The following is a 15112-nucleotide window of genomic DNA, read 5'->3' on the forward strand; positions in this document are numbered from 1 at the left end:
GAGCAGGTGCCGCGTGGCTTCGGCGGCGGCGTGCCGCGTGTCGACGAGCACCTGGTCGCCCGCGGCGGCGGGCAGCGGCCGGTCCACCGCCACCAGCGGCGTCCCCTGGCGGCGCAGGCCTTCGACGTTCGTCGACCGCCCGGTGGGGGACAGCACCACCCCGGCGACGCGCTCCTGCAGCGCGACCTCGATGTAGCGCCGTTCCTTGTCTTCGTTCTCGTCGGAGTTGCAGAGCACGACCGAGTAGCCGGACCGCTGCGCGAGGTCCTCGACGCCGCGCGCGATCGCGGTGAAGAAGGGGTTCTCGACGTCGGAGATGATCAGCGCGAGCACGGCGGTCTCCTGCCGCCGCAGGTTCCGCGCCAGCCCGTTCGGGTGGTACCCGAGCTCGGCGGCCGCCGCCTGCACCCGCGCGGCCAGCGTGGGGTCCACAGTGGACTTCCCGTTGAGCGCGCGCGACACGGTCGCCGTGGAGACACCGGCCCTCGCGGCGACGTCGCTGATGGTGGCCACACGCCCTCCCTGATCACTCGTCGAGGGGGAGGATAGCGCTCCCGGTAGTGTTAACCGTCCGCTTACCCAGCGGGGTGAACGTCCCACTTCCGGTTGCCCGCGCGGGGTTACGCCGAATGGAGCCGATCACGCGGAGTGGTGTCCACAGTGGAGGTAGGCACGCGGGGTGAGCCCGGTGAGCGCCCGGCAATCCCGGCTGAGGTGCGCCTGGTCGGAGTACCCGGCGGAGGCGGCGAGGGAGGCGAGGTCCGGGGAGTGCGGGGCGAGGGCGACGGCTCGTTGGAAGCGGCTGACGCGGAGGTAGGTGGCGGGGCCGTAGCCGACGGCTTGGACGAACCGACGGCGCAGCCGCCGTTCGACGGTGGAGGGAGGATCCTCGACGCGCTCGGCTGCGAGATCCGGCGACTTCGCGGCGGAGGGGTGGCCTCGGTCCGGGTGGGCGAGAGCGGCTGCGGCGAGGCGCGGGTCTCCGTTCGGCCAGGCGAGTGGTGCGGAGGCGTGGCCTGGGGCCGGGTGGGCGAGAGCGGCTGCGGCGGGCGCCGGGTCTCCGTTGGGCAGGGTGAGTGGTGCGGAGGGGTGGCCTCGGTCCGGGTCGGCGAAAGCGGCCGCGGCGAGCCCCGGGTCTCCGCTCGGCCCGGCGAGTGGTCCGGAGGCGTCTGCCAGGTCCCGGTCGCGCTGTCCGAGCAGCGCCACCGCGTCGGCGACCCGGGACACGCCCGCCGCCAGGCGAGTCACCAGCTCCGCCACCGCCGGGTCCGGTGGGGGTACCTCCGGCAGCCGGGATGCCACCGCCTCCGCCGGCGTCACCTCGCCCGCCAGCAACCGCTCCGCCAGCAGCTCGCCCTCGCGGCCCCACAGCTCGGCCAGTGGCACCCGGCTGTCCCGCAGCTCGTCCGCCGCCACCCCGAGCACCGCGCCCGCGCGGCCAGGCACGAACCGCAGCCCGTGCAGCTCCGCCCCTGCACGGGTCACCGACGACCACGCCGCCGTGTCCGGGCCCGCGATGAACGCCTCGCCGTCGCCGACCACCAGGTCGAGGCAGCCGTCCGGGACGATCCGCTTCGGGCCCGCCGAAGCCGATCGCCACACGCAGCGCGCCACGCCCGCCAGGCGCTCCGGTGGTGCCGCCTCTTCGTACACACCCCGATCATGCACCCGGGGTCCGACAAAATCCGCGTCACACCCGTTCGGGTGAAAGTCGAACTTCTCGGCACGGGCAGCTAACGCGGAGTTAGGTCACGGCGAGATATAGGCGACGCACTCGACGGAAGTGCGCGCGACGAGAGAAGACCTCTCCATGGGTGTTCCCACCGCGACCCGCGAACACCGCGCCCGGACGGCCGGGAGTGTCGTCGTGGTCCTGGGTGTGCTCGCTGCGGCCTTCGCGGTGACGTCGTTCATCGTGCCGCGGTCCACCCGCGGGCCCGCCCCGAAGGAGCCGGTGGCCGCGCCGGTCGCGCCGGCCGCCGTCCGAACCGTCAGCCGCACCGTCGTCTACGAACTGCTCGGCTCGGACGGCGCCCGCAACGTCACCTACACCGCTGCGGGCTCGGCGCTCGCGCAGCGGGCCCAGGTGTCGACGCCCTGGTCGGTGACGTTCACCCGGACCGGCCCCGCCGACCGCACCGAGTTCTACAGCATCGCCGCCCAGAACCCCGGGCCCGGCGAGCTGCGCTGCCGGATCCTCGTCGACGGCGTCGTGGTCGCCGACAAGACCGTCGCCGAGGCGGGGCGGCTCTTCAGCTGCGCCGTTTAACCGGGAAGATCGCGGCGTGAACGACGCCGCGATCACCTTCGGGCCCGCCTTGGTGGCGGTGCTGGTCCTGCTCGCCGTCGCGGGGGCCGCCGTCGTCCGGCTGGGCGGGCTCGGCCGTGGCCGTGACGTGCTCATCGCCGCCGCCCGTGCGGTCGCGCAGCTGGCCGCCGTCTCGCTGGTGATCACCGCGGTCCTGCGCTCGTTCCCGCTCACCGGCCTGTTCGTGCTGCTCATGTTCGGCATCGCCGCCGTGACGTCGGCCCGCCGCGCCGGCACCTGGGCGAACCTGCCGTGGACGGCGCTGGCCATCGCGGCCGGGGTCGCGCCCGTGCTGGGCCTGGTCCTCGGCGCCGGCGTCGTCCCCTTGAAGCCGATCTCGGTCGTGCCCGTCGCCGGCATCGTGATCGGCGGCGCGATGACCGCGACCTCGCAGGCCGCGCGCCGCGCCCTCGACGAGCTGAAGGCCCGCCACGGCGAGTACGAAGCCGCGCTCGCCCTCGGTTTCCTGCCGCGCCCGGCCGCCCTCGAAATCTGCCGCCCGAGTGCCGGGCACGCCCTCATTCCCGTGCTCGATCAGACCCGCACGGTCGGCCTGGTGACGCTCCCGGGCGCCTACGTCGGCGTCCTGCTGGGCGGCGCGGGCCCGGTCGAAGCCGGGTTGACGCAGGTGCTGGTGCTGATCGGGCTGCTCGCCGCCGAGGCCCTCTCGATCCTGGTGACCGTGCAGTTCGTCGCGGCCGGGAAGCTCAGCCGAGCGGCGTAGCCAGGTGCGCGGTGTCGTTGAAGCGCCGCACAATCCACGTGTCGCCGTGCAGCACCAGGTGCGAGATCGAGCCGTTGTCCGCGCCGAGGAACGCGAACCGCTCGACCGCGCGGCTGGCCTGCGCGAACACCTCGCCGATCACGCCGCCGTGGGTGAACACGGCGACGCGCTGGTCCGGGTGCGCGGCCGCGATCCGCGTCAGCGCGCCGCGCAGGCGGGCGCCGAACGCCTCGTCGGACTCCGCGCCCGGGATGACGTCCCAGCGCTGCTCGGCCCACAGCCGGTCGATGATCGGGTGGCCGTCGGCGCTGTACTTGCGGAAGAGGCCGTTCTCCCAGTCGCCGAGGTGGATTTCGCGCAGGTCCGGCTCGACGACGGGGGTGATCCCGAGCTTCTCGGCCAGCGGCGCCGCGGTCTCCGCCGTGCGGCGCAGCGTCGTCACGTAGATCGCGTCGATCCGCTCGCCCGCCAGCCGGTCGCCGACGCGCCGGGCGTGGTCGCGGCCGTCGGGCGCGAGCTCCGGGTCGGCCTGGCCGTCGACCAGCTCGAACGGGTTGTCCCCGCGGGCGGGAGCCGACTCGCCGTGGCGCACCAGGAAGATCTCCGTCGCGCCCGGGGGCGGGCTGAAGCGGTGCTGGCGGTACTCGATCTCCTGCTCGGGCGTGCTCATGCTGGAGACGGTACAGCGGCGCGAAGCGCCTCCGTTGAGGGTGGTGGTGGGGAGGAAGGCGGAGCCTAGCCGAGTTGCTTGTCCACGAAACACCACCGCCACGTCTCGCCCGGCTCGAAGCTGCGCATGACCGGATGGCGGGATTCGTGGAAGTGCTGGGTGGCGTGGCGCCGCGGCGAGGAGTCGCAGCACGCGACGTTGCCGCACTTGAGGCACTTCCGCAGGTGCACCCAGGTCGTGCCCTCGGCGACGCAGGCGGCGCACGTGTCCGGCGAGCTGGGGTCCTTCTCGACCCACTCGTGGGCCAGGTGCTTGCACGAACCGGCGGTCGCGGCCGGTGTGCGCAGCTCGCGGCCTTCCACCTCGGGCTCTTCCTCGTCGCGGTCCAGCATGGACTCTTCGATGTCGAGCCGTTCCAGGACACGCCGCAGGACGTCGTCGTCGGCGCTGCCGCTGTCACGGGCCTTGAGGAACTGGCGGCGCTCGACGTCGAGCAGCTCCAGCCGCAGGCGGCGGTAGGCGTCGCTCGGCGTCTCGGCCAGCGCGCTCTGCCTGCCGAGCTGCTCCCACGCCGAGTCGGCGCGGTGCTGCAGCCGGTCGCGCAGGCGCTGGATGATCTCCGGCGGGTCGTCGGGCTGCCGGATCTCCTCCAGCTTCGCCAGCGCCGCGCGGGTCATGTCGTGCAGGACGGCCGCCTCCTGCAGCGCGTCTTCCGCCGGGTCGGGCCGCGGCAGCCGCAGCCGCCGGATCAGCGTCGGCAGCGTCATGCCCTGGACGGCCAGCGTGCCGGCCACGACGACGAACGCGGCGAGCACCAGCACGGCCCGCTGCGGGGTGTCGGCGGGCAGCACGAACGCGGCCGCGAGCGTCACCACCCCGCGCATGCCCGCCCAGGAGATCACCGCCGAGTAGCGCCACGGCCAGATCTTCGCCCGGGGCTTGCCGGGCAGCAGGCGCCGTTCGAGCCGCTTGACCGTGCCGATGCCGATCAGCCACAGCATCCGGGTCAGGATGGTCGCGCCGAGCACGGCGACGCAGATCCAGGTCAGCGTCAGCAGCGACAGCCCGCTCTCGCCGACCTCCGCGAGGATCCGCCGCAGCTGCAGCCCGATCAGCAGGAAGACCATGTTCTCCAGCAGGAAGGCGATGGTCTGCCAGTTCAGCCGGGACGCCAGCCGGGTCGAGCCGGACAGGATCTGCGGGGCCTTGTGCCCGAGGATGAGCCCGGCGATGACCACCGCGAGCACCCCGGAGCCGTGGATCGCCTCCGCCGGGATGTAGGCGATGAACGGCACGGCGAACGACAGCGCGGTGTCGAGCACCGGCTCGTTCAGCCGGGCGCGGATGAACGCGGCCACGAACCCGACGACCAGGCCGACCACGGCGCCGCCGATGGCCGCGCGGAAGAAGTCCGCGCCGACCTGCCAGAGGCTGACCGACCCGGCCAGCGCGGCGATCGCCGTGCGGAGGGCGACCAGCGCCGCCGCGTCGTTGAAGAGGCTTTCGCCCTCCAGGAGCCGGATCAGCTTGCGGGGCATCCCGACCCGGCGGGCGACGACGCTGGCGGCGACCGCGTCCGGCGGGGCCACGATCGCTCCCAGCGCGATGCCGCCGGCCAGCGGGAGGCCGGGGATCACGGCCCAGGCGACGAGCCCGACGCCGAGCGCGGTGAACACGACCAGCCCGACCGACATCAGCCCGATCGCCCCGCGGTTCTTCCGGAAGTCGACCAGCGACGTCTGGATGGCCGCCGAGTACAGCAGCGGCGGCAGCAGGCCGAGCAGGACGACCTCGGGGTCGAGGTGGTACTCGGGGACGCCGGGGACGTACGACGCGACGACGCCGACGACGATCAGGCACAGCGGGGCCGACCAGTCCAGCCGCCGCGCCACGGCGCTGACGACGAGGACCGTCACGACCAGCGCCACTATCTCTGCCGCGATGTGCACGGGGTAATCATTACCCGCCCGCCGCGGCGGGCGTCACCTGGCCAGCTCGGTGAGCACTTCGGCGACCAGTTGCGTGTCCATGTATTCGGTGATCTCGCGGATCCGGCCGCCCGCGAGCCGGAAGACGAAGCAGTACCGGTTGTCGTAGCGCGCGCCGGTCTTCGTCGCGACGCTGCCCCGCGTTTCGACCACGACGACGTCGTCTTCGGCGACGAAGCGGCTCGCGGTGCTGGTGTAGGTGCCCTCGAACTGCTCGCCGAGCGGCCCCAGCAGGTCACGGCGGACCGAGTCCTTGCCGACGAAGCTGCCGGACCAGCTGTTGTGGCCGCTGACGGTCCACGTGACGTCGTCGGCCATGGCGGCGATCAGCGGGCGGATGTCGCCGGTGGCCCAGGCGTCGAAGGCGGTTCTCAGCAGTTGCTTGTTTTCGGCTGCGCTCATGGCTGGTAGTCAACACGCTGGAGCGCGCTCCAGGGCAAGTTCGTAGGCTGGGCCGCGTGACGACGGTGGAGATCGCGGCCGGCGCGCTGCGCGGGACCGAACACGACGGGGTCCGGACGTTCCTCGGCGTCCCCTACGCGGAGCCGCCGGTGGGGGAGCTGCGGTTTCGCGCGCCCAGGCCGGTGCCGCCGTGGAGTGGCGTCCGGGAAGCGACCGACTGGGCCCCGCGGGCGCCGCAGCCGGAGCTGACCGGGCGCGGCTTCACCGGCGACGAGGACTGCCTCTACCTGAACGTCTACGCGCCCGCGGCACCCGGCTCGTACCCGGTGCTGGTGTGGATCCACGGCGGTGGCGGCGTGATGGGCGCGCCGCACCAGTTCGACGCGTCCGCGTACGCGCGCGCCGGCGTGGTCGTCGTGACGGTCGCCTACCGGCTCGGCGTGCTCGGGATGCTGCACCTGCCCGGCGTCGCCGACTCGAACCTGTCCCTGCGCGACCAGGTCGCGGCGCTGGAGTGGGTGCGGGACAACGTCGCCGCGTTCGGGGGCGACCCGGGCCGCGTGACGCTCGCCGGGCAGTCCAACGGCGGCCGGACCGTCGGGACGCTGCTCGCGGTGCCTGCCACCCGGGGGCTCGTGCACCAGGCGATCGTGCAGAGCGGCACCGGCGTCGGTTCGGTCGTGCATACCCCGGCCGAAGGTGCCGCGATCGCCTCGGCGGTCCTCGCCGAACTGGACGCCGCGCCCGAGGACTTGGCCGATCTCCCCGTGACGCGGATTCTCGAAGCCCAGCAACGGGTTTCGGCGGTGTCCGGGACCAAGGTGACGTACCGCGTGGTCGTCGGCGACGAGTTGCTCCCGGAGCGTCCGCTGGACGCCGTCCGCGAGGTCCCGCTGCTCATCGGGACGACGGCCGACGAGGAAGACCTGTTCAGCTGGCTGCAGTCCGGCTGCGCGAAGCTCCTGGGGGTCGGCTCGACGATGCTGAGTCCCGAGGAGATCGAGAAGGCCGTCGCAGCGTATAACGACCTATTCGACTGGCCTGAGGACCAGATCCGCAACCGCGCGCTGACGGCGGGGGACTGGTGGATCCCGGCGATCCGCTTCGCCGAGAAGCAGCCGAACGCCTGGATGTACCGGCTCGACTGGCGCATCGCCCCCCGCGGCCGCGGCCTCGGCGCGCCGCACGGCCTGGACCTGCCGCTGGTGTTCGACGACATCCGCAACCGCAACTGGCGGTTCCTATTCGCCGGCCGGACGTTCCCGGCCGAGCGGATGCAGGCGATGGCGACGGAGATGTTCGCCGCGTGGGTCCGCTTCATCGCCACGGGCGACCCGGGCTGGCCCCGCTACCGCCCGCAGGACCGCGTCACGCGCCTCTTCGACGACGTCTCGACGACGGTCTCCGACCCGGATCGCGCCCAACGCCTCCTCTGGGAATGACCGAGGGCGGCACTTTCACGTGAAAGTGCCGCCCTCGGTCGAGAACTAGACGGTGATCTTGTCGACGTTCGGGCCGCCGTTGGCGGTCGTCGCGGTCGCCTTGATCTTGGAAGTGCCAGCCGGCAGCGTGACCGGGACCGTGACCGTCTGCCACGTGTCCCAGTTCCCGGTGCCGCCGAAGGCCACCCCGGACGCCACCTTCGTGCCGTTGACCGAGATGTCCATCGGGCGGTTCGTCGTGGTGCCGTTGGCGAACCGCAGGACGACGTTCGCCGGTCCCGCCGCGGCCGCCGTCACGGTGAACTCCACCGCGCTGCCGGTCGCGTTGTCGTAGTTGACGAACCCGGTGCCGGTGTAGCCCAGGTGGTTGGACTCCGCGACGCCGTTGATGATGGTCGCGTCCTCGGCCTGGTAGTCGGCCGGCGTGCCGGGGCCCGCCGTGCCGTCCGCCGGGATCGTCTTCGTCCCGGTGTTCCAGCCCGCGACCCGCACGGACGGCTTGGCGCCCTTGAGGTCCGCGGTCCGGTACGTCGCCGTCAGTGTGGTCGACTCACCCGGCCAGAGGCTGACCTGGTTGTCGGTCCACCGCACCGGCAGGACCGGCGCGCCCGCCGCGCCGAGGACGTGCGCGTCGACGAAGAACGCCGGCACCTTGCCGGACGCGGGGTTCGTCAGCGTCACCTTGGTCGTCGTGGTGCCGTCGGCGTTCGCCGTCGAGGTGGCGGTCGAGCCCAGCGACACCTGGGCCAGGCTGTTCAGCCCGGTCAGGTCCGCGTAGGCCGACTGCGGCGTGTAGTACCAGTCGCTCGCGCCCCAGTTCAGCGTGTCGGACTTGGTGGACAGCCAGTACACGTTCCGGCTGACCTCCTTGCCCGACGAATCGGTGAGCACCAGCTTCGCCAGGTACGTCGTCGACAGCCCGCTCACCGAGCCGATGGTCAGCGCGGTCGTCTTCGCGCCGTCACCGCCCACGGACACGGCCTTCGACTGGTCGTACTTCGAAGTCCCGTCCAGGTTGAACAGCTGCACGCGAGCGGTGAGGCCCGACGCCGCGTCGTGGTTGTGGTTGACCACCACGACGGACTTCGTGTCGTACGAGTACTGGATGTGCAGCGGCTCGTTCGCCTTCTTGGCCCCGAAGTACGAGCCGTTCTGGTCGAGGTAGGCGTCGAACAGCTGCCAGTGCAGCGACGTCCAGCCGCTGTTGAGCATCCAGTAGATGATCCCGGTGGCCGGGTTCGAGCTGTCGCTGAAGTTCCGCGAATGCGACTCGAACTCGGCGCGGACGTTCTCGTACTGCGCCAGCTGCGCCTTGCGGACGAAGTCGTCCAGGCTCCCCGGCTTGCCGTAGCGGGCGGTCAGCGCGTCGCCGAAGAGCTTCAGGTTGGCGAACGTCGAGGACGACGACCGGTGGTACTGCGGGCTCGACGGGCTCTTCCACATCGTGTCCAGCTCACCGGCCGACATCATCCGCTTGAGCGTGTCCACGGTCGGGATGTCCGGCCCGGCGCTGGTTTCGGAGTTGAAGCCCCACGCGCCGCCGAGGTCGCCGTGCGCCTTGTCGTACCAGTAGTTCGGCGGGACGTAGTCGTACGGGCCGTTCATCTTCATGCCGGACGAGCCGAGCTGCGGCGACGACTTCGCCGACGCGGCCGGGACCACCGGGGTGGGCCAGTCCGCGGCGCTCAGCGCGTCGAGGTAGTTCTTCTCGATGGTCGCGTCGGGAGCGAAGTCGCTGCCGATGAGGAAGGAGATGACGCTCGGGTGGTCGCGCAGGCGCTCGGCCTCCGCGGTCATCGACGCCTTTGCGACGGGGTAGTCCGCGGCCGTCCACGGGTCGCCCTTCTCGTCGCCGTTGACCTGGCCCTCCCACTTGTCGCAGCACTCCCAGCCGGGCAGCGTCAGCACGCCCATCCGGTCGGCGAGGTCGAAGAACTCGTCCGGCTCGATGTGCCCTTCCAGGCGCACGGTGTTGAGCCCGAGGTCCTTGACGTAGGCGAGCTTGTCGGCCGCGTACTGCTCGTTCCAGCGCAGGAACAGGTCCGGCGAGTAGCCGCCGCCCTTGATCAGCAGCGGGCGCCCGTTGATCGTGTAGGCCCGGCCGCCGCTGGCGTTCTTGTTCGCCGTGACCTGGCGGACGCCGAAGCTCGAGTGCGAGGTGTCCGACGCCGTCCCGCCGACGGCCGCGGTCAGGTCGAGGTCGTAGAGCGGCTGCCCGCCCATCCCGGCCGGCCACCAGACCTGCGGGTTGTCGATCCCGATCACTCCGAAGGTGACGGTCTTCTTCTCCTTCGCCGCCAAGCTCACGGTCTGGCTGATCGGTTTGCCGGCGACCGTGCCGGAGACGGTCGTGGACACTGCGGCCGGGGAGTCGTTGCGGACGTCGGCCTTCACCGTCAGGTCGGCGTGGGTCAGGCCGGTCAGCTTCGTGACGACGTGGCCGCCGCGCAGCGCCACCGGGCCGCTGCGCCGGACGAGGACGTCTCGCACGATGCCCATGTTCTGGTCCGGCGGGGTCTGCGCCCAGTCGATCCAGCCCATCGACAGGTCCTTGTTCGGGTCGTTCGGGTAGACCTTGAACGCGACGCTGTTCGTGCCCGCCTTCACCAGCGCGGTGATGTCGAGGTCGTGGCGCGTGTAGGCGCCGGTGACCTGCGTCTTGTCGGCGACCCGCGTCCCGTTGACCCAGACGTCGGCCTTGGACAGCACGCCGCTGAAGTCGAGGTAGGTGCGCTGGGTGGTGTCGGCGACCGTGAGGTCGGTGCGGTACCACCAGGGGACCTGGAAGTCCGCGGTGGGCACGTTCTTCATGTTCGTCGAGTAGAACGGGTCGGCGTACTTGCCGTTGGCCAGCAGGCCGGCGTAGACGGTCGAGCGCGGGCCGACCGGGTACCAGCCCGAGGTGTTGTACCCCGGCTTGGAGACGGCCGAGTCGTCGCTGACCTGCGCCGACGTCTGGATCAGGAAGCCGGGTACGGCGGTGGCCGGGCTCGCGGCCGCGACGGTCGCTCTCGCCTGCTCCTGCCCGGTGGCGGCCGGGGCGGCCGCCCCGCTCACCGCGACGGCCAAGGCGACCGCCGACAGCAGTGTCGTCCGTGTTCTTCTCTGCCGATGACTCACTAGCGCGCCTCCTAGGCACCGCGGCGGCGAGGGACGGGGTTTTCGTTAGTAAAGTTCCCTAACAATTGCGGACGATCGTAGCGGGCCGATCACGTGGAGAACAGGGGCGTTTCGTCAGACGCGGGCGGCCTGCCACGCCCCCGCGGCACGCAGGGCCAGCAGGAGCGGCAGGGAGCCGTCTTCCCAGAGCCGTTGAGGAAGTGCCTCGCTGAGCGGGACACCACCGGCCAGCGCGGCGCCGATCGCGGCGAGGTCGACGTCGAAGAGCGTCAGGCCGGCGCTGTAGAGCCGCTCGCCGCTGACCGGGCGGCGCCGGGCGACCTCCGCGCTGTCGACCGCCAGCTCGGTCAGCCCGAAGAACTCCGGCTTGGCGCCGCGGTCCATCCAGCGGGCGAACCCGACGACCTTCGTCCCGCGGACGTCGTCGGGCGTGAGACCGCTTTCCTCGCACAGCTCGCGCTCCATCCCGGCGCGGACCGCGGTGTGCAGCAGCCGTCGCGTGCCGCCGTCGGGCGTGCGCAGGTCGCGGGGTTCGAGCGAGCCGCTGCCCGACGGCGCGAGCAGCAGCCCGCTCACGGCGTTGAGGGCCGACTGCCGGACGGTGACGAGCTTCCCGTCGGTGGTGAACGCGACCGTGGAGACGCCGACGTGGTCGGCCAGTGAGCTGCTGCTCAGCTCGCGCAGCGCGCCCGCGGAGTCGGTGAGCTCGGCCTTGCGCAGGTCGTACTCCTCGCCGGTGTCGGCGCGGGTGATGCGCAGGGTACCGAGCTCGTTCGAGCAGACGGCGTCGAAGAACCGGGCCCGGTGCAGCCGGATCGGCGCGGGCCGCGCACCGGCGGCGGGCAGCGGGTCGCCGCGCATGCCGACGACGGGGCCGTTGAACAGCAGCCTGCCGCGGGCCCGCAGCGGGAGGACGTGCGGCGCGGTCGCCTTGAGCGAGGCCGGCAGCCGGTAGGGCTCCTCGGCGACCTCGACGGTGTGCCGCCCGGTCCAGAGGTCACGGTCGATCGCGGCGCTGACCAGCGCGGTTCCGCGGGCGGGCACGGCGACGTACTCGGCTCGCGGGTACGCCGAGGGCGGCGGCAGCTCCGCGGTGGGGAAGGGCGCGGCGATGGTCGTGAACTCGAACCCGGCCCACCGGCGGCGCAGCAGCCGCACGTCCCGGGTGAAGGTGGCGACGCCGAGGGCGAGCGCGACGACCGAGAGCACCACGCCGATGGCGCTCGGCAGGATGGTGACGACCCCGAGCAGCACCCCGAGCCCCGACGCCGCGAGCGGCCATTCCCGGGCGCCGAGGAAGCCGAGGTAGTCCGCTTTGGCCCGGGCGCGGCGCGTCAGTTTTCCCATCGCCGCACTGTTTAGCACGACGGCGGCGGTGCGCGGGACGGGTTTCAGGCTTCGGCGTCGAGGTAGACCCAGTGGCCGTCGTCACGCCGGAAGCGGCTGTTCTCTTCCAGGAACCCGTCGCGCCCGCGGTGGCGGTAGTGCGCCCGGAACTCGACCGTGCCCTCGGCGTGCAGCAGGCCCCCGCCGGTCCGCCCGAGGATCTCCAGCCGCGTCCACTCCTGCCCGGGATCGAGCTCGAGCCGCCGCGGCCGGGTGTCCGGGTGCCAGGTCCGCAGCAGGTACGCGGTGTCGCCGACGGCGAACGCGCTGAACCGCGACCGCATCAGCAGTTCGGCCGTCGGCGCGGCGAGCGCCCCGGTGTGGAACCGGCCGCAGCAGGCGGCGTAGGACTCGGCGAGACCACACGGGCACGAGGCTGGAGACACGGGGGAATTGTGCCACGACCGTCCATTGGGGACTAACGGCCTCACGGCGCCGGGAACTCCACTGCGACGTCCGCGGCGTTTTGGAGCACGACCGGGTCCGGGTGGCCGTTGCCGCCCGTCGCCTCGGCGATCACCAAGAGAGCACCGTCGAGCCGGGAGGCGTAGTGGTCACCGGTGAACCGGATGCCTGAACGTTCGAGCAGGGCGTCGGGCAAGGCGTAGATGTTTCCGGTCCCGTCGCGATCGGTCAGCTTCCGCAAGTCGCGGGCCTCGGCGGTCTTCGGCATCCGGACCCAGGCGATCGTCACGACCACGGTGTTCCCGCCCTCGTCGCCGACAGCCAGCAGCATCCGCGTGAGCGCCTTGCACGGGTGGCGCACCAAGAAGTCCTGGACCTGGCCGAACGCGTACGGCGCGCACTTCAGTTCGCGCTTGGCCAGTTTCTTGATCTTCTTGAGGCCGAGGCGCGTCATCGCTTCCTCGTGCCTGCCCTTGCGAGCCGATTCCTTGCTCGAACCGCGGGCCTTGAGCGACGATCCGCCGCCGGATCCGACCGAAGCCGTGCTGCCGCCCGCGCTGATCGCGGTGCCACCGGCGGCCGCGGCGCCGACGATCGCGGCGGTGAGCAGGGCGACCCGCCCTTTCTTCGGTTTGTCGTCCCCGAACGGCCGCGGTTTGCCGCCGACCATGCGCACCATCGTGAGATCCCGTTCCCTCCCCGGTCCGGAAGGTCCGATTCTGCGACGGAACCCGCGGCGGGTGGAACACCGATCGCCCGAACGGCGGAGCGATCATCCACTCCGGACTAACCGGCGTTGACCGGTTTCCCGCTCTCCCGCGCCTCTTGCGCCCCGCGCACCGCCAGCCGGTCGGCTCGCTCGTTCTCCGGGTGGCCCGCGTGGCCCTTGACCCACAGCCATTCGACCTGGTGCTCGCCGATCGCCGCGTCGAGGCGTTGCCAGAGGTCCGCGTTCTTGACCGGTTCGCGCGCCGCCGTCTGCCAGCCGTTGTTCTTCCAGCGGGGCAGCCACTGCGTGATGCCGTTGCGGACGTACGTGCTGTCGGTGAACACGCGCACCTGCGACGGCCGCGTCAGGGTCTCCAGTGCCCGGATCGGCGCGGTCAGCTCCATCCGGTTGTTCGTCGTCGGCGTGGCTTCGCCGCCGTACAGCTCGCGCTCGTGCTTGCCGTAGCGCAGCACCGCGCCCCAGCCGCCCGGTCCGGGGTTCCCGCTGCACGCGCCGTCGGTGTAGATCTCCACGTCCACGCGGCGACCCTATCGGTTCCGGTGCTCGCCCAACGCCGCCACGCCGGGTTACGGTGGGCATCCGGAGCGGAGCGGGGATCGGGGCGATGAACGGGCACGACGACACGGCGGACGGGGCGCTCCTGGCCTACCTCGCCGACGCCGACCGCGAGTACCTGCTCGCCAGGGGCACCCGGCGGCGGTTCCGGGCGAACGACGTCGTGCTCATGGAAGGCGACCCCTCCGACCACGTCCATGTGCTCGTTTCCGGCTGGGTGCGGGTTTCCGCGATCGTCGAAGACGGCCGCGAAGTGCTCTTCGGGCTCCGCGGCCCCGGCGAGGTGCTCGGCGACCTCGCGGCCGTGACCGGGCGCCCGCGCACGGCGTCGGTCCGCGCGATCGAACCCTGCACCGTCTTCCAGCTGACCGGCGCGCAGTTCATCGACGTCCTGCACGCCCGGCCCGAGATCGCCATCGCGACGATCAAGACGGTCGCGGCCCGGCTCCGCAACGCCGAGTCCGCCAGGGTCGATTCGGCGGCCCTCGACGTCACCCGGCGGGTCGCGGTGCACCTGCTCCGGCTGGCCGACGAGCACGGCCGGTCCGTCCCGGAGGGCGTGGTCATCGAGGCCGCGCTCTCGCAGACCGACATCGCCGCCCAGGTCGGCGCCGCCCGGCGGACCGTCGCCCGCGCGCTGCGCGTGCTGCGCGAGCGCGGGATCGTCGAGACCGGCCGGCGCCGGATCCTGATCCGCAAGCCGCGCGTGCTGGAGGCCTTCGCCCGTTCTGAGCCAAACGGCACACAAGGGCAGTGACAGCGGGCATCTGACGACCGCTGCGACCCGGCGATGCTGGAACCCGGCCGGGAAATGAATGCGATGCCCCCGGCCGGGATTCCCTTTTCGAACGAGGCCGGGGAGTGCTCGTCCGGAACGCCACGGCGGGTTTTCGTGAAATCGGCCTTTCGCCGTGTTCGTGCCCGATGCCGTCGCGGGTTTTTCCCGCGGCGAGCCGCCACTGCCCGCCTCGGCCTGGGTGCTGCGATGAGGAGGTGTGTGATGGAAAGCCACTCGATCTGGGCCCTGATCTTCGGGGCCCGCTGAGCCCGCGGTGGGAACCCGGCCGGCCGGCACGCGGGGGGCCGGCCGGCCGGGCATTCCGCTGATCGCGTGTCCGGGATTTGTCACGTCACCCCCGCTCGCGGCCGCTGGTAATGTCGGCAGCTCTTTCCACCGGCGGCGCGGAAGGGGGTGGGATGACGTCGGAAACCTCGTTCCCGTTCGTGCGCGAACTGAACGAACTGCGCCGCGGCCGCGGGCTCGACGCGGCCGACCTGCACCAGCGGATCGGCCCCTGCCTGCGGGCGGCCTGCGAGATCGCCTACGACGACCCGCCCGCCGCCGCACGGCACAAGGTCGTGCTGCGGCTGACCGAGCTGTG

Annotated in this window: 14 protein-coding genes and 1 pseudogene; 5 read left to right on the top strand and 10 right to left on the bottom strand. The window is 72.1% G+C overall.

The genetic code is table 11. The features are described 5' to 3' along the window. Positions 1–513, bottom strand: a 513-nt coding sequence (locus tag G3I65_RS28345; RefSeq protein ID WP_160698816.1) for a LacI family DNA-binding transcriptional regulator, incomplete at its 3' end; no start/stop codon positions are given. Positions 514–639: 126 nt separating this feature from the next. Beyond that, a complete protein-coding gene (locus G3I65_RS28350) occupies positions 640–1653 on the bottom strand; it encodes a helix-turn-helix domain-containing protein (protein ID WP_309235765.1) in 1014 nt (337 codons plus the stop codon). 157 nt (positions 1654–1810) lie between these two features. Here G3I65_RS28350 and G3I65_RS28355 point away from each other — a divergent pair, with 157 nt between their 5' ends. Together G3I65_RS28355 and G3I65_RS28360 are read left to right on the top strand one after the other, a co-directional pair. Continuing rightward, positions 1811–2269: an MmpS family transport accessory protein gene (locus G3I65_RS28355; RefSeq protein ID WP_160698817.1), complete on the top strand. Its 459-nt coding sequence runs from the start codon at positions 1811–1813 to the stop codon at positions 2267–2269. A gap of 16 nt (positions 2270–2285) precedes the next feature. Then, entirely contained in the window at positions 2286–3032 is a 747-nt protein-coding gene (locus G3I65_RS28360) for an ABC transporter permease (protein ID WP_160698818.1), read from the top strand. Here G3I65_RS28360 and G3I65_RS28365 read toward each other — a convergent pair. The 3 genes from G3I65_RS28365 to G3I65_RS28375 all read right to left on the bottom strand — a co-directional run bounded on the left by G3I65_RS28365 (position 3016) and on the right by G3I65_RS28375 (position 6092). Beyond that, complete coding sequence (locus G3I65_RS28365; protein ID WP_160698819.1) at positions 3016–3702, bottom strand: histidine phosphatase family protein; 687 nt, start codon at positions 3700–3702, stop codon at positions 3016–3018. The two genes, G3I65_RS28360 and G3I65_RS28365, sit on opposite strands and share 17 nt — an antisense overlap. A gap of 65 nt (positions 3703–3767) precedes the next feature. Then, entirely contained in the window at positions 3768–5651 is a 1884-nt protein-coding gene (locus tag G3I65_RS28370; protein WP_309235766.1) for a Na+/H+ antiporter, read from the bottom strand. 33 nt (positions 5652–5684) lie between these two features. Next, positions 5685–6092 carry a nuclear transport factor 2 family protein gene (locus G3I65_RS28375; protein ID WP_160698820.1) on the bottom strand — a complete coding sequence of 136 codons (408 nt, stop codon included), beginning with the start codon at positions 6090–6092 and terminating at the stop codon, positions 5685–5687. Between the two features lie 56 nt (positions 6093–6148). Between G3I65_RS28375 and G3I65_RS28380 the strand changes: the two genes are divergently transcribed. Continuing rightward, positions 6149–7534, top strand: coding sequence for a carboxylesterase/lipase family protein (locus tag G3I65_RS28380; RefSeq protein WP_160698821.1), 1386 nt, complete (start codon positions 6149–6151; stop codon positions 7532–7534). Between the two features lie 45 nt (positions 7535–7579). Here G3I65_RS28380 and G3I65_RS28385 read toward each other — a convergent pair whose 3' ends face one another. The 5 genes from G3I65_RS28385 to rnhA all read right to left on the bottom strand — a co-directional run bounded on the left by G3I65_RS28385 (position 7580) and on the right by rnhA (position 13693). Next, a complete protein-coding gene (locus G3I65_RS28385; protein WP_309235767.1) occupies positions 7580–10654 on the bottom strand; it encodes a carbohydrate-binding protein in 3075 nt (1024 codons plus the stop codon). Positions 10655–10768: 114 nt separating this feature from the next. After that, positions 10769–12001 (bottom strand): hypothetical protein, encoded by a 1233-nt coding sequence (locus G3I65_RS28390; protein ID WP_160698822.1) that lies wholly within the window; start codon positions 11999–12001, stop codon positions 10769–10771. Positions 12002–12045: 44 nt separating this feature from the next. Continuing rightward, positions 12046–12426: a YchJ family metal-binding protein gene (locus G3I65_RS28395; RefSeq protein WP_160698823.1), complete on the bottom strand. Its 381-nt coding sequence runs from the start codon at positions 12424–12426 to the stop codon at positions 12046–12048. Positions 12427–12467: 41 nt separating this feature from the next. Continuing rightward, the gene (locus G3I65_RS28400; RefSeq protein ID WP_160698824.1) at positions 12468–13124 is read right to left on the bottom strand and encodes a hypothetical protein; all 657 of its coding nucleotides are present in this window, start codon (positions 13122–13124) and stop codon (positions 12468–12470) included. Between the two features lie 107 nt (positions 13125–13231). After that, positions 13232–13693 (bottom strand): ribonuclease HI, encoded by a 462-nt coding sequence (gene rnhA, locus G3I65_RS28405; RefSeq protein WP_086860213.1) that lies wholly within the window; start codon positions 13691–13693, stop codon positions 13232–13234. 86 nt (positions 13694–13779) lie between these two features. On the opposite strand from rnhA, the gene G3I65_RS28410 reads away from it, so the two are divergent. Together G3I65_RS28410 and G3I65_RS28415 are read left to right on the top strand one after the other, a co-directional pair. After that, entirely contained in the window at positions 13780–14487 is a 708-nt protein-coding gene (locus tag G3I65_RS28410; RefSeq protein WP_160698825.1) for a Crp/Fnr family transcriptional regulator, read from the top strand. A 440-nt stretch (positions 14488–14927) separates the two neighbouring features. Further along, positions 14928–15112 (top strand): annotated as a pseudogene (locus G3I65_RS28415) (hypothetical protein); the annotation flags it as partial.

Source organism: Amycolatopsis sp. SID8362 (assembly GCF_010550475.1).
GTDB lineage: Bacteria > Actinomycetota > Actinomycetes > Mycobacteriales > Pseudonocardiaceae > Amycolatopsis > Amycolatopsis eburnea.